This window comes from Streptomyces sp. NPDC013157 (genome assembly GCF_042899865.1).
Taxonomy (GTDB): domain Bacteria; phylum Actinomycetota; class Actinomycetes; order Streptomycetales; family Streptomycetaceae; genus Streptomyces.
In genome coordinates this window covers 140,657-154,335 of the sequence record NZ_JBIBAK010000022.1, presented here as the reverse complement: position 1 = coordinate 154,335, position 13,679 = coordinate 140,657, and the positions used below count along the sequence as shown (strand labels likewise).

General features: G+C 71.3%; 12 protein-coding genes. 5 read left to right on the top strand and 7 right to left on the bottom strand.

Going from position 1 to position 13,679, the window contains the following annotated elements:
- Positions 1–32: 32 nt before the first annotated feature.
- Together ACFY6U_RS45385 and ACFY6U_RS45380 are read right to left on the bottom strand one after the other, a co-directional pair.
- Positions 33–1,262: a DUF349 domain-containing protein gene (locus ACFY6U_RS45385; RefSeq protein ID WP_390048031.1), complete on the bottom strand. Its 1,230-nt coding sequence runs from the start codon at positions 1,260–1,262 to the stop codon at positions 33–35.
- A 135-nt stretch (positions 1,263–1,397) separates the two neighbouring features.
- Positions 1,398–2,222, bottom strand: coding sequence for a peptidylprolyl isomerase (locus ACFY6U_RS45380; protein ID WP_390048029.1), 825 nt, complete (start codon positions 2,220–2,222; stop codon positions 1,398–1,400).
- 178 nt (positions 2,223–2,400) lie between these two features.
- On the opposite strand from ACFY6U_RS45380, the gene ACFY6U_RS45375 reads away from it, so the two are divergent.
- On the top strand, positions 2,401–3,108 hold the full coding sequence (locus tag ACFY6U_RS45375) for an MBL fold metallo-hydrolase (RefSeq protein ID WP_390048027.1): 708 nt from the start codon (positions 2,401–2,403) through the stop codon (positions 3,106–3,108).
- Between the two features lie 13 nt (positions 3,109–3,121).
- The gene (gene hisS / locus ACFY6U_RS45370; protein WP_351487732.1) at positions 3,122–4,384 is read left to right on the top strand and encodes a histidine--tRNA ligase; all 1,263 of its coding nucleotides are present in this window, start codon (positions 3,122–3,124) and stop codon (positions 4,382–4,384) included.
- Positions 4,385–4,666: 282 nt separating this feature from the next.
- Here the strand turns inward: hisS and ACFY6U_RS45365 are convergent, their stop codons facing one another.
- Genes ACFY6U_RS45365 through ACFY6U_RS45350 form a run of 4 tightly spaced genes read right to left on the bottom strand, consistent with a single transcriptional unit; the run spans position 4,667 to position 8,188 of the window.
- Positions 4,667–5,290, bottom strand: a complete 624-nt coding sequence (locus ACFY6U_RS45365) for a response regulator transcription factor (protein ID WP_351487734.1) — start codon at positions 5,288–5,290, stop codon at positions 4,667–4,669.
- Positions 5,287–6,483, bottom strand: a complete 1,197-nt coding sequence (locus tag ACFY6U_RS45360; protein ID WP_390048145.1) for a sensor histidine kinase — start codon at positions 6,481–6,483, stop codon at positions 5,287–5,289. Before ACFY6U_RS45360 ends, ACFY6U_RS45365 begins: the two co-directional genes overlap by 4 nt.
- Positions 6,480–7,325 carry an ABC transporter permease gene (locus ACFY6U_RS45355; RefSeq protein ID WP_390048025.1) on the bottom strand — a complete coding sequence of 282 codons (846 nt, stop codon included), beginning with the start codon at positions 7,323–7,325 and terminating at the stop codon, positions 6,480–6,482. The genes ACFY6U_RS45360 and ACFY6U_RS45355 overlap by 4 nt, the downstream gene beginning before the upstream one ends.
- Positions 7,322–8,188 (bottom strand): ABC transporter ATP-binding protein, encoded by an 867-nt coding sequence (locus tag ACFY6U_RS45350; protein WP_390048023.1) that lies wholly within the window; start codon positions 8,186–8,188, stop codon positions 7,322–7,324. The genes ACFY6U_RS45355 and ACFY6U_RS45350 overlap by 4 nt, the downstream gene beginning before the upstream one ends.
- 146 nt (positions 8,189–8,334) lie before the next feature.
- Here ACFY6U_RS45350 and ACFY6U_RS45345 point away from each other — a divergent pair, with 146 nt between their 5' ends.
- The 3 genes from ACFY6U_RS45345 to rpsD all read left to right on the top strand — a co-directional run bounded on the left by ACFY6U_RS45345 (position 8,335) and on the right by rpsD (position 11,330).
- The gene (locus ACFY6U_RS45345; protein ID WP_351487740.1) at positions 8,335–8,991 is read left to right on the top strand and encodes a vitamin K epoxide reductase family protein; all 657 of its coding nucleotides are present in this window, start codon (positions 8,335–8,337) and stop codon (positions 8,989–8,991) included.
- A gap of 58 nt (positions 8,992–9,049) precedes the next feature.
- On the top strand, positions 9,050–10,405 hold the full coding sequence (locus ACFY6U_RS45340; RefSeq protein WP_351487743.1) for a replication-associated recombination protein A: 1,356 nt from the start codon (positions 9,050–9,052) through the stop codon (positions 10,403–10,405).
- Positions 10,406–10,715: 310 nt separating this feature from the next.
- Positions 10,716–11,330 carry a 30S ribosomal protein S4 gene (gene rpsD, locus ACFY6U_RS45335; RefSeq protein WP_093505354.1) on the top strand — a complete coding sequence of 205 codons (615 nt, stop codon included), beginning with the start codon at positions 10,716–10,718 and terminating at the stop codon, positions 11,328–11,330.
- A 27-nt stretch (positions 11,331–11,357) separates the two neighbouring features.
- Here rpsD and ACFY6U_RS45330 read toward each other — a convergent pair whose 3' ends face one another.
- A complete protein-coding gene (locus tag ACFY6U_RS45330; protein WP_390048020.1) occupies positions 11,358–13,523 on the bottom strand; it encodes an ATP-binding protein in 2,166 nt (721 codons plus the stop codon).
- Positions 13,524–13,679 lie beyond the last annotated feature (156 nt).

Sequence of the window (13,679 nt, the reverse complement as noted above, 5' to 3'; positions counted from 1 at the left end):
CTCGTAGAACCGCCCTCTGAGTGGGCCGCAGGTCAGCCGCCGAACTCCTGGAGGCCCTTCAGAGCCTGGTCCAGGAGCGCCTGGCGGCCCTCCAGCTCACGCTCCAGCTTCTCCGCCTTCGACGTGTTGCCCTGGGCGCGGGCCTGCTCGATCTGCGTCCGCAGCTTGTCCACGGCGGCCTGCAGCTGGCCGGTCAGGCCGGCGGCACGCGCGCGTGCCTCCGGGTTGGTCCGGCGCCACTCGGCCTCCTCGGCCTCCTGGATGGCCCGGTCGACCGTGTGCATCCGGCCCTCGACCTTCGGACGCGCGTCGCGCGGCACGTGGCCGATGGCCTCCCACCGCTCGTTGATCGAGCGGAAGGCGGACCGCGCGGACTTCAGGTCCGTGATCGGCAGGAGCTTCTCGGCCTCGGCGGCCAGCTCCTCCTTCAGCTTCAGGTTCTCCGTCTGCTCCGCGTCCCGCTCCGCGAAGGCGGATCCGCGCGCCGCGAAGAACACGTCCTGGGCGCCGCGGAAGCGGTTCCACAGGTCGTCCTCGTGCTCGCGCTGGGCGCGGCCGGCGGCCTTCCACTCGGCCATCAGCTCGCGGTAGCGCGCGGCCGTCGGACCCCAGTCCGTCGAGTCGGACAGCGCCTCCGCCTCGGCGACCAGCTTCTCCTTGGCCTTGCGGGCGTCCTCGCGCTGGGCGTCGAGCTGCGCGAAGTGCGCCTTGCGGCGCTTGGAGAACGCCGACCGGGCGTGCGAGAAGCGGTGCCACAGCTCGTCGTCCGACTTGCGGTCGAGACGCGGCAGGCCCTTCCAGGTGTCCACCAGGGACCGCAGCCGCTCACCGGCCGCCCGCCACTGGTCGGACTGCGCCAGCTGCTCCGCCTCGACGACCAGGTCCTCCTTGGCCTGACGGGCCTCGTCGGACTGCTTGGCACGCTGCGCCCGGCGCTCCTCGCGGCGCGAGTCGACGGTCTTCACCAGCTCGCCCAGCCGGGTGCGCAGTGCCTCCAGGTCACCGACCGCGTGGTGTGCCTCCACCTGCTCGCGCAGGTGGTCGATGGCGACCTGGGCGTCCTTCGCGGACAGGTCGGTGGTCTGTACTCGCTTTTCGAGGAGGCCGATCTCGACAACCAGGCCCTCGTACTTGCGCTCGAAGTAGGCCAACGCCTCCTCGGGGGAGCCGGCCTGCCAGGACCCGACGACCTGCTCGCCGTCGGCCGTACGCACGTACACGGTCCCCGTCTCGTCGACGCGGCCCCACGGGTCGCTGCTCACAGCGCCTCCTCCACATGATGCCCGCGAGGGGCCTCAGCGCCCCCGGGCATCGTCCACAGTTTCGTCACGGCCAACATAGGCGACCGGCGGGTTGCCTGTCCGCATCCCGCGCGACCGAAATTTCGCAGTTCGTGGTCAGGATTTCGTGACCGTGGCCTTGTTGATCACGACCGTCGCGTTCGGGGCTCCGTCACCCTGTCCCGTGTTCTCACCCGCGGCGGCGATCTTCTTGAGGATCTTCAGGCCGGCGGCGTCTACCGTGCCGAACGGGGTGTAGCTGGCCGGCAACTGGCTGTCCTGGTAGACCAGGAAGAACTGGCTGCCACCGGTGTGCTTCTGACCCGTGTTGGCCATCGCGACCGTACCCGCCGGATAGACACCGCCCTTCAGGCTCGTGTCCTTCAGGTTCTCGTCAGGGATCGTGTACCCGGGACCGCCGCTTCCGGTACCCGTCGGGTCGCCGCACTGCAGCACGTAGATGCCGTTGGTGGTGAGCCGGTGGCACTTGGTGTGGTCGAAGTAGCCCTTCGACGCGAGGAAGTCGAACGAGTTGACCGTGTGCGGGGCCGCCGACGTCTTCAGCGCGATGCCGATGTCGCCGCAGGTCGTCGACAGCGTCATCGTGTACTTCGCCGACGTGTCGATCGTCATCGCCGGCTCCTTCTTCCAGCTCAGCTTCTTCACCGAGCCGGCCGCGGCCTTCTCACACGGGTCGGGTGCCTTGCTGGGCGAGGCGGAGGCGCTGGGAGTCGTCTCCGAGCTGGCGTTCGCCTTGTCGTCGTTGCCCTTCAGCGCGCCGGTCGTGTACAGCGTGACACCCACGATCACGACCACGCCGAGCACCGACGCGATCACCGAGTTGCGCATGCGCGTCTTGCGTCGTGCGCTGGTACGCCGCTGCTGCTGCCGCAAGAACTTCTCCCGGGCGAGCTGACGCCGCCGCTGCTCCTGGCTGACCACCGGGTTCTCTCCTCATGCGTGTCGTGTGTCGACCGGTACGCGTGCGTCCTGTGCGCTGTGTGAGCCGACTGCTGCGTGTAGCCCCGTACCGTATATGGGTTCGCTGAGGAAACGGCAGCGCCGGTAGGCTCTGGACCACAGCTTGCAGCCACCCGAACCGACACAACGAAGGACGATCGTGCTCATTGCCGGGTTCCCCGCCGGGGCCTGGGGGACGAACTGTTATCTCGTCGCCCCCGCCGCCGGTGCGGAGTGCGTGATCATCGACCCCGGCCACCAGGCCGCCGAAGGCGTCGAGGAAGCACTGAAGAAGCATCGGCTCAAGCCCGTCGCCGTCGTCCTCACCCACGGCCACATCGACCACGTGGCCTCGGTCGTCCCCGTCTGCGGAGCGCACGACGTACCGGCCTGGATCCACCCCGAGGACCGGTACATGATGAGCGACCCCGAGAAGGCGCTCGGCCGGTCCATCGGCATGCCGCTGATGGGCGAGCTGACGGTGGGAGAGCCGGACGACGTCTTCGAACTGACCGACGGCGCGAAGCTGGAGCTGGCCGGACTCGAACTCTCCGTCGCGCACGCGCCGGGCCATACCAGGGGGTCGGTGACCTTCCAGATGCCGGAGACGGCCGACATCCCGTCGGTCTTCTTCTCGGGCGATCTGCTCTTCGCCGGCTCCATCGGACGCACGGACCTGCCGGGCGGCTCCATGGACGACATGCTGGCCTCGCTGGCCCGCGTGTGCCTGCCGCTCGAGGACTCCACCGTGGTGCTGTCCGGCCACGGCCCCCAGACGACCATCGGCCAGGAGCGCGCCACCAACGCCTATTTGCGGCAGGTGGCCGCCGGCCAGGGAGCGCAGGACGCTCCCCGACGAGGAATGTGACGAGAGACCTTCCGTGAGCACCTTCCAGGCCCCCAAGGGCACCTACGACCTGATCCCGCCGGACTCCGCCAAGTACCTCGCCGTCCGCGAGGCGATCGCCGCGCCGCTGCGCAACTCCGGCTACGGCTACATCGAGACCCCGGGCTTCGAGAACGTCGAGCTCTTCGCGCGTGGTGTCGGTGAGTCCACCGACATCGTCACGAAGGAGATGTACGCGTTCGAGACGAAGGGCGGCGACAAGCTGGCGCTGCGCCCCGAGGGCACGGCCTCCGTGCTGCGCGCCGCCCTGGAGGCCAACCTCCACAAGACCGGCAACCTCCCCGTCAAGCTCTGGTACTCCGGCTCGTACTACCGCTACGAGCGCCCGCAGAAGGGCCGTTACCGCCACTTCTCCCAGGTCGGTGCCGAGGCGATCGGTGCCGAGGACCCCGCGCTGGACGCCGAGCTGATCATCCTGGCCGACCAGGCGTACCGCTCGCTGGGGCTGCGCGATTTCCGCATCCTGCTGAACAGCCTGGGCGACAAGGAGTGCCGCCCGGTCTACCGCGCGGCCCTCCAGGACTTCCTGCGCGGCCTGGACCTCGACGAGGACACCCTGCGCCGGGCCGAGATCAACCCCCTCCGCGTGCTGGACGACAAGCGGGAGTCGGTCCAGAAGCAGCTGGGCGACGCGCCTCTCCTCCGTGACTACCTGTGCGACGCCTGCAAGGCGTACCACGAGGAGGTCCGCGAGCTGATCACGGCGGCGGGCGTCGCCTTCGAGGACGACCCGAAGCTGGTCCGCGGCCTGGACTACTACACCCGCACCACCTTCGAGTTCGTCCACGACGGTCTGGGCTCCCAGTCCGCGGTGGGCGGCGGCGGCCGCTACGACGGCCTGTCCGAGATGATCGGCGGCCCCGCGCTGCCGTCCGTCGGCTGGGCCCTGGGCGTCGACCGCACGGTGCTGGCGCTGGAGGCCGAGGGTGTGGAACTCGACATCCCGTCCGCCACCAGCGTCTTCGCGGTACCGCTCGGCGAGGAGGCGCGTCGCGTGCTCTTCGCGAAGGTCACGGAGCTGCGCCGGGTGGGCATCGCGGCGGACTTCTCCTACGGCGCCAAGGGACTCAAGGGCGCCATGAAGAACGCCAACCGCAGCGGCGCCCGCTACACGATCGTCGCCGGCGAACGGGACCTCGCCGAGGGCGTCGTCCAGCTCAAGGACATGGAGTCCGGCGAGCAGTCGGCGGTGGGCGTGAACGAGATCGTGGCGGAACTGGAATCCCGCCTGGGCTGACCGGTGGACCGGGGCGGCGGGGACGTACATCGCCCCCGCCGCCCCTACCCGTCCCATCCCCAGGGACTCCGCCCCTTCGACCCCGACCTCCCCGCCCATCCATCACCCGCCTCGGCCGCCCGCGCAACGGACCGAACCGCGAGGCAAGCAGCGAAGCGGAGGGCGCGCACCGCGCGAAGAAGCGGGTCGGGAAGCGGGGGAGGGGGAACGGGGCCGGTGGTTGTGGGGAGATGTGGGGGCTTTTCTCAACTGGCCGAGTCGGGTGGGTGGGTGGGCAGAAGGTCAGTCCAGCAGGCCCAGCCGCATCGCGCCCGTGACCGCAGCCGTGCGGTCGTCCACGCCCAGCTTGGCGAAGGCCCGCAGCAGGTGGGTCTTCACCGTCGACTCGCCGATGAAGAGCCGTCGGCCGATCTCCGCGTTCGTGCAGCCGTCGGCGACCAGGCGCAGTACCGCCACCTCACGCTCCGACAACCTCGGTCGCTGCGGCCGGACCCGGAGCTGGTCCACGAGCCTCGCCGCCACCGACGGGGCCAGTACGGTCTCGCCCCGGGCAGCGGCCCGTACCGCGTCGGCCAGTTCGCCCCGGGGCAGGTCCTTCAGCAGGTAGCCCGCCGCGCCTGCCTCGACCGCCCGGAGAATGTCCCGGTCGTTCTCGTAGGTCGTCAGCACGACCACCCGGCACGGCAGTCCAGCCTCGGCCATGCGCACGATCGAGTCGACGCCACCGCCGCCCGGCATGCGCAGATCCATCAGCACGATGTCGGGGCGGAGTTCCGCCGCCAGCGCCTCCGCCCGCGGCCCGTCGGACGCGTCGGCCACCACCTCCAGGTCCGGCTCGGCGCTGAGCATCGCGCGCAGCCCCTCGCGGACGACGGGATGGTCGTCGGCGAGCACGATCCGGATCACCGCGGACCACCTCCCACGGGCAGTCGTACCGTCACCGTCGTACCGGCCCCCGGCGCGCTCCGCACGGTCGCCGTCCCGCCCGCCTCGGCCGCCCGGGCCCGCAGCCCCGCCAGTCCGTAGCCGGAGCACACGGCCGCCGGGTCGAAGCCGCGGCCGTCGTCGTGGACGGCCACGGTGAGGCTGTCGGCGTCGTAGCAGAGCCGGATGCCGACCGAGACCGGACTGCCCGCGTGCTTACGGGCGTTGGTCAGGGCCTCCTGGCAGGAGCGGAGCGCGACCACCTCGGCGCCGGCGGGCAGCGGCCGTACCGGGCCGGTCACGTCCAGGCCCGCCGCCCCGTGCCGGTCCACCAGCCGGCGCAGTGCGTCCGGCAGCGAGGCGCCGTCCAGGTCGGCGGGTGTGCCGCCGGCGACGAGCGCACGGGCCTCGGCGAGGTTCTGCCGGGCCGTCTCGTCCATCAGGTTCAGGTGGCGGCGGGCCTGCGGCAGGTCGTGGTCCAGTTCCGCCTCGACCGCCTGGACCAGCATCAGCAGGCTGGTGAACCCCTGGGCGAGGGTGTCGTGTATCTCGCGTGCCATCCGCTCCCGCTCCGCGAGGGCGCCATGCGCCGCCGAGAGCCGGGAGACCTCGTGCCGGCTGGCGTCCAGCTCCGCGATCAACTCGGCCCGTTCCTCGCTCTGCTCGATGATCCGGATGATCCAGCTGCCGATCACGACGGAGAACACCAACGTCACCGTGGAGAAGAGGAGGTTGCCGAACAGGGCCGCCGCGTCCGGCCGCCACAGCAGCGCCCAGCCCGCCACCGGCGCCAGGTTGATCACGGTGACGGCGATCAGCGCCCTGCGCCGGCGCAGGGTCATGAAGCACTGGGGGATCAGCGCGAACGCCATCAGCCGGGTCTCGCCGACCAGCACCGCCGACGGCAGGAACAGCACCATCGCGCCGGCCAGGTAAGGCGTCGTCAGTCGCTCGGCCGGCTGCTCCAGCTGGATCAGCGCCCGCCCGACCATCAGGTACCAGGGCACCAACGGCACCAGCAGCAGCGCCGCGACGAGCCGGACCGGCCACCCCGGGAACTCCGCGCCGAGCACGAAGGCCAGGGTCGCCGCCCACGCGACCGCGAAGTACACGTCCCACAGCCGGATCGTGCGGTCCCAGGCGTGGGCGCCGCGCGCCGTGCCCCGGCCGGTCATCCGTCGCGCCGGTTCTTCCACCGGAAGGTCAGCAGACACAGCACCAATCCTCCGGCGCACCAGGCGGCCAGCACCAGGGCGATCCGCCCGAACTCCCAGTCGCCCGCCTGCTCCAGGACCTTCGCCGAGTCGGGCAGGAACACCCCGCGCAGCCCCTGGCACAGCCACTTCAGCGGGAACAGGGCACCGATGTCCAGCATCCAGCCGGGGATCGTGTCGACCGAGATGTACACGCCGGAGATGAACTGCAGGACCAGGAAGGGGAGTACGACCACGGAGCTGGCGCTCTTCGCCGACTTCGGCACCGAGCTGATCGCGATGCCGAGCAGCGCGCACCCGGTCAGGCCCAGCACGAAGATCCACGCGAAGTCCAGCCAGCGCCCGGCGTCCGACGGGAGCGAGACGTCGTAGAGCGTCGTGCCGACGGCGAGGAGGATCGCGGTCTCCAGCACGCCCGTGAAGAGAACCAGCCAGATCTTGCCCAGGAAGTACGCCGACGGCGGCATCGGCGTCCCGCGCAGCCGGCGCAGCACCTTCTCGTCGCGTTCGACCGCGATCGAGATGCCCAGCGACTGGAAGCTGGTGGACATGATCCCGGAGGCCATCATGGCGGGCACGTAGAGCTGGGACGCCGTGACGCCGCTGCCCCGGACGTCGTCGTGGAAGATCGAGGCGAACAGGAAGAGGAAGACGACCGGGAAGGCGAAGGTGAAGACCACCTGGTCGCGCTGGCGGAAGAACTGCCTGATCTCCAGGGCGCCCCGGCGCACGCCCAGGGCCCAGGCGCCCGGCAGGCGGGCGTCGCCGCGGGCCCGTACGGACACCGTGGTGGTCGTGGTCATCGCGCGCTCTCCTGTCCGGTCAGGCGGAGGTAGACGTCCTCCAGGGTGGGGCGGCTCACCCGCAGCCCGGGTATCTCGCCGTCGAAGCGGCGCATCAGCTCGGCGACCTTCCTGGTCGGGGTCTCGGTGTGCTCCGCGCGCGCGGTGCCGTCGGGCTCGGTCCACTCGACGGTGGCACCGGTGCCGAAGCGGTCCCGCAGCGCCTGCGGCTCGCCCTCGGCGACCACCCGGCCCCCGGCGACGATCGCCAGCCGGTTCGCGAGCGCCTCGGCCTCCTCCAGGTAGTGGGTGGTGAGCAGGATCGTCGTGCCCTCGTCCGCGAGCAGCCGGATCAGGTCCCAGAACTGCCGCCGGGCCGCCGGGTCGAAACCGGTCGTCGGCTCGTCGAGCAGCAGGAGCTCCGGGTCGCCGATCACGCCCAGCGCCACGTCCAGGCGGCGGCGCTGGCCGCCCGAGAGGGCCTTGATCCGGCTGTCGGCCTTGGCCTCGAGGCCCACCAGGCCGATCACCAGCTCCGGGTCGCGCGGCCTCGGGTAGTAGTGCGCGAAGTGCCGTACCGTCTCGCGGACCGTCAACTCGGCGGGTGCCGATTCGTCCTGCCAGACGATGCCCACCCGGGACCGCCACGCGCGCGTGCCCGTCGCCGGGTCCGCGCCCAGCACCGACACGTCGCCGGCGTCCCGGCTCCGGTTGCCCTGGAGGATCTCCACCGTCGTGCTCTTGCCCGCTCCGTTGGGTCCGAGCAGGCCGAACACCTCGCCCCGCCGGATGCCCAGGTCGATGCCGTCCACCGCGGTCACGTCGCCGTACCGCTTGCGCAGCCCGCGGACGTCCACCGCGAGTTCGTGTCCCTGTGCTGTCATGGCTCCGAGCATCGACCGGAACCGAGCGATCCGGGACGACCGTGCGTACTTCCTTATGTCCACCGAACGGTGGACAGGGCGCCTCGTGCGGCACAATGGCCCCTGCCCGAAGAAGTTCCAACTCTCAAACAGACGGAATCGGCGTGATGAGCAAGACGACAGTCAAGGACGTCTCCACCGAGCCCGAGCCCGAGCACGCTTCCGCGGCACCGCGCACGGAGGGCGGCAGTCGCGCCTTCGCGCTGCTGCTGATCATCACCGGCGCCGCCGGACTGCTGGCCGCGTGGGTCATCACGATCGACAAGTTCAAGCTGCTGGAAGCCAAGGTCGAGGGCAAGACGTTCACCCCCGGGTGCAGCCTCAACCCGGTGGTCTCCTGCGGCAGCGTCATGGAGTCCAAGCAGGCCGCCGCCTTCGGCTTCCCGAACCCGATGCTCGGCCTGGTCTGCTACGGCATCGTCATCTGCGTGGGCATGAGCCTGCTGGCCCGCGCCCGCTTCCCGCGCTGGTACTGGCTGACCTTCAACTTCGGCACGCTCTTCGGCGTGGGCTTCTGCACCTGGCTGCAGTTCCAGTCCCTGTACCGGATCAACGCGCTGTGCCTGTGGTGCTCGCTGGCCTGGGTCGCCACGATCACCATGTTCTGGTACGTGACCTCCTTCAACATCCGCAAGGGCTTCCTGCCGACCCCGAACTGGCTGAAGTCGTTCTTCGGCGAGTTCACCTGGGTGCTGCCGGTCCTGCACATCGGCATCATCGGCATGCTGATCCTGACCCGCTGGTGGGACTTCTGGACCAGCTGACGACCGGGGCCACCGGCGGCCCGGCGGGATTGTCAGTGCCGTGACTTAGGGTTTCAGCGTGGAACCCGACCTGTTCACCGCCGCCGCAGAAGAACGCCAGGAGAAGGACCCGACCGGGAGCCCCCTGGCGGTGCGGATGCGCCCGCGCACCCTCGACGAGGTGGTGGGCCAGCAGCACCTGCTCAAGCCGGGATCCCCGCTGCGCAGACTGGTCGGCGCGGGTTCCGGCGGCCCGGCCGGACCGTCTTCCGTGATCCTCTGGGGGCCGCCCGGCACCGGTAAGACGACCTTGGCGTACGTCGTCTCCAAGGCGACCGACAAGCGGTTCGTGGAGCTGTCCGCGATCACCGCCGGCGTCAAGGAGGTCCGCGCGGTCATCGACGGCGCCCGCCGCGCCACCGGGGGCTACGGCAAGGAGACCGTCCTCTTCCTGGACGAGATTCACCGCTTCAGCAAGGCCCAGCAGGACTCCCTGCTCCCGGCCGTCGAGAACCGCTGGGTCACCCTGATCGCCGCGACCACCGAGAACCCGTACTTCTCCGTGATCTCCCCCCTCCTGTCCCGCTCCCTGCTCCTCACCCTCGAACCGCTCACCGACGACGACGTCCGCGGCCTGCTGCGGCGGGCCCTCACCGACGAGCGGGGCCTGAAGGAGGCCGTCGCCCTCCCCGGGGACACCGAGGAGCACCTGCTGCGCATCGCCGGCGGCGACGCCCGCCGCGCCCTGACCGCCCTGGAGGCCGCCGCCGGGGCCGCCCTCGACAAGGGCGAGACGGAGATCGGCCTGGGCACCCTGGAGGAGGTCGTCGACCGGGCCGCGGTGAAGTACGACCGCGACGGCGACCAGCACTACGACGTCGCCAGCGCCCTGATCAAGTCCATCAGGGGGTCGGACGTCGACGCGGCCCTGCACTACCTGGCCCGCATGATCGAGGCCGGCGAGGACCCCCGCTTCATCGCCCGCCGCCTGATGATCTCGGCGAGCGAGGACATCGGCCTCGCCGACCCGAACGCCCTCCCGATAGCCGTGGCCGCCGCCCAGGCCGTCGCCATGATCGGCTTTCCCGAGGCCGCCCTCACCCTCAGCCACGCCACCATCGCCCTCGCCCTGGCCCCCAAGTCCAACTCCGCGACCACCGCGATCGGCGCCGCCCTGGAGGACGTCCGCAAGGGCCTGGCCGGCCAGGTGCCCCCGCACCTGCGCGACGGGCACTACAAGGGCGCCGCCAAGCTGGGGCACGCGCAGGGCTACGTCTACCCGCACGACCTGCCCGAGGGCATCGCCGAGCAGCAGTACGCCCCGGACACGGTCAGGGACCGGGAGTACTACACCCCGACCCGGCACGGCTCCGAGGCGCGGTACGCCGACGCGGTCGAGTGGACCAGGAAGCACCTCGGTCGCAGGCGGTCCTGAGCAGCCTGTAGACTTCCCCGAAGCGCCGAGTCCCGCGCAGTCAGAGCGGGACAGTCGGCCGGAACCCCCGGCAGGGGGATCCAGGAGCGTCGCGCACCGTCGAACGGTGTCGCGGGCAGCCCACCACCATCCGTCGGGTCCAAGACGACGGGACCGGTCGGTGGGCCACTCGCGTGCTGCACGTATGTGCCCAGACCAGGGGAGCGGCTGCCCACCAGGCCCGGCAACGGGATCCGGCGGGTTTCCCCGGCTGCGGATTGCGACCTCCCTCAACCCTGACAAGCCGAATATCAGAAGGAAGAAAGAGACAGTGGCGAACCAGTCCCGCCCCAAGGTCAAGAAGTCGCGTGCCCTCGGCATCGCGCTGACCCCGAAGGCCGTCAAGTACTTCGAGGCCCGCCCCTACCCGCCGGGTGAGCACGGCCGCGGCCGCAAGCAGAACTCGGACTACAAGGTCCGTCTGCTGGAGAAGCAGCGTCTGCGCGCGCAGTACGACATCTCCGAGCGTCAGCTGGTCCGCGCCTACGAGCGTGCCTCCAAGGTGCAGGGCAAGACCGGTGAGGCCCTGATCGTCGAGCTCGAGCGCCGCCTCGACGCGCTGGTCCTGCGTTCGGGCATCGCCCGCACGATCTACCAGGCCCGCCAGATGGTCGTCCACGGCCACATCCAGGTCAACGGCCAGAAGACCGACAAGCCGTCCTTCCGGGTCCGCCCGGACGACGTCGTGCAGGTCCGCGACCGCTCCAAGGACAAGACGCTCTTCCAGATCGCCCGTGAGGGCGGCTTCGCCCCCGACGGCGAGACCCCCCGCTACCTGCAGGTGAACCTCAAGGCCCTGGCGTTCCGCCTGGACCGCGAGCCGAACCGCAAGGAAGTTCCGGTCATCTGCGACGAGCAGCTCGTCGTCGAGTACTACGCCCGCTGATCACCGGCCGGGTGTAGCACCTCAGCGTCAGCCCGCCGTCTCCCCGCCCTTCCGGGTGGGCGAGGCGGCGGGCTTCCGCATGTCGGTGCCGTCCCGCCGCTGCGGTACCGGCCCGCGCGGCGCGGGCAGCGCGTCCAGCGGCCGTACCCCGAAGTACCCCAGCGCCCGGGCCACCGCCGCCTCCCGGTCCAGCCCGGCCCCCTGCCGTACGCACTCCGCGTACCGTTCCTCGCCCAGCGCCCGCCGGGCCGTCGCCTCGCACAGTTCGTGCGGGGCGTTGTAGTGGGCCGAGCCGAACAGCGGCAGTCCCACCGACGGCCACATCCGCCCGGCCGCGCCCTGCAGCACCGCCGCCTCCGCGGGGTCGCCCTGCGCCACCGTCACCAGGGCGAGGAGCTCGATCGACAGAACCGAGCCGAGCAGGTCACGGAAACCGTGGGCGTGGCCCAGACAGTCGGTCAGCAGCTCCCGGGCCGCCGCGTGCTCGCCGTCCTGCCAGGCCGCGTACGCCAGCACGTACAGCGCGTACGAGCGGGCCCAGCGCTCGCCGTGGTCCTCGCACACCCGGCGCACGTCCTCGCACAGCCGTACCGCGTCCGCCAGATCGCCGCGGAACGCCCTGGTCATCGCCAGCTCGACCTGCCCCATCAGGACATTGCTGTTGAGCTCGCCGATCGCCTGGTAGCGGCTGAGGGCCGAGCGCAGCAGCGTCTCCGCGCGCGCCATGTCGCCCGTGACCAGTGCCAGACAGCCGGTCCGGTGCTCCGCGTACGCCACCGCGGCCGGGTCGGCGGCCAGCTCGGCCTCCGCACGACACTCCTGGAGCGCGGCAAGGGCGGGCACCGCGTCGCCCTGGAGGATCGCCACATAGCCGAGCACCCACAGTGCCTTCAGCCGGGACTGCGGATATCCGGAGTCCAGCTCCAGACTCCGTTCCAGCCAGCGCCGCCCCTCCGAGAGCCGCCCGCAGCCCGCCCAGCAGAACCACAGCGAGCCCGCCAGACACTGGCTCAGATGCGCCTCGTCCGGCTCGGTCAGGCAGTGCTCCAGGGCCGCCCGCAGATTCGGCAGCTCGGCCTCGACCCGCGCGGCCACCTCGTCCTGCCGCGGCGAGAACCACTCCAGCTCGCACCAGGTCGCCAGCCCCATGAACCAGTCCCGGTGCCGGCGCCGCAGCCGCCCCGCGTCCCCCGCCGCCGCCAGCCAGTCCGCGCCGTACGCCCGCACGGTGTCGAGCATCCGGTAGCGCACGCCCGACCCCGTCTCCGCACGGGAGACCACCGACTGGGCGAGCAGCTCCGCCAGCACGTCCAGGACCTCCTCGGCCGCCAGCCCGTCCCCGCTGCACACGTACTCGGCGGCCTCCAGATCGAAGGCCCCCGCGAACACCGACAGCCGGGCCCACAGCAACCGCTCGGCGGGCGTGCACAGTTCGTGGCTCCAGCCGATCGCGGTGCGCAGCGTCCGGTGGCGGGGGAGCGCGTCCTGGCCGCCGCCGGTGAGCAGCCGGAACCGGTCGTCGAGCCGCTCCAGCAACTGCCCCGGCGACAGCGCCCGCAGCCGCCCCGCCGCCAGCTCGACCGCCAGCGGGATCCCGTCCAGGCGCCGGCACACCTCCCGCACCTCCGCGCAGTCCCGCACCTGAAGCCCCTGCCGCCCGGCTCGCTCGGCGAACAGCTCCACCGCCTCGTCCTCGCCGAGCGGTCCCAGCGGGAACAGCAGCTCGCCCGCCACCCCGAGCGGCCGCCGGCCCACCGCCAGCACGGCCAGGTCCGGCAGCCGCCGCAGCAGCTCGGCCACCAGCTCCGCACACGCGTCGACCAGGTGCTCGACCCCGTCGAGCAGCAGCAGGATCCGGCGGCCGGCCAGCTGCTCGAGGAGCGTCTCGCGGGGTAGCCGGGTGGTGTGGTCGGTCAGCCCGAGCGCCTCCACGACCGCGTAGTCCACGAACTCCGGATCGCGCACCGGAGCCAGCTCCACCCGCCACACCCCGTCCCGGGGCGCCGCGCCCGCCGCCGCCCGGGCCGCCAGCCGGGACTTGCCCACCCCGCCGGCCCCGGTCACCGTCACCAGCCGGCCGGACTCCAGGGCCCTGGACAGCTCGCCGAGTTCGGCCGAGCGGCCCACGAAGGCGGTCAGTTCCAGGGGCAGATTGCCGTCCGCCGAAGGGCCGGGACGCTGAGGACCTCGCATGGGACACGGAGCGTACTCAAGCGTGTTCGGTCCGTACAATCGCCTCCCGCGACTCCACCTTCCGCGCGTGGTAATCCGGTACGGACCCCGAGCCCCGGCGCGATAGGCTCGGTGCAGACTTTTCGAGGTAGTTCCACGTTGTAGTTGATCCACGCG

Coding starts and splice junctions, on each gene's coding strand:
- ACFY6U_RS45355 (WP_390048025.1), bottom strand. CDS start 7,325: ATGACCACGACCACCACGGTGTCCGTACGGGCCCGCGGCGACGCCCGC.
- ACFY6U_RS45345 (WP_351487740.1), top strand. CDS start 8,335: ATGAGCAAGACGACAGTCAAGGACGTCTCCACCGAGCCCGAGCCCGAG.
- ACFY6U_RS45360 (WP_390048145.1), bottom strand. CDS start 6,483: ATGACCGGCCGGGGCACGGCGCGCGGCGCCCACGCCTGGGACCGCACG.
- ACFY6U_RS45330 (WP_390048020.1), bottom strand. CDS start 13,523: ATGCGAGGTCCTCAGCGTCCCGGCCCTTCGGCGGACGGCAATCTGCCC.
- ACFY6U_RS45350 (WP_390048023.1), bottom strand. CDS start 8,188: ATGACAGCACAGGGACACGAACTCGCGGTGGACGTCCGCGGGCTGCGC.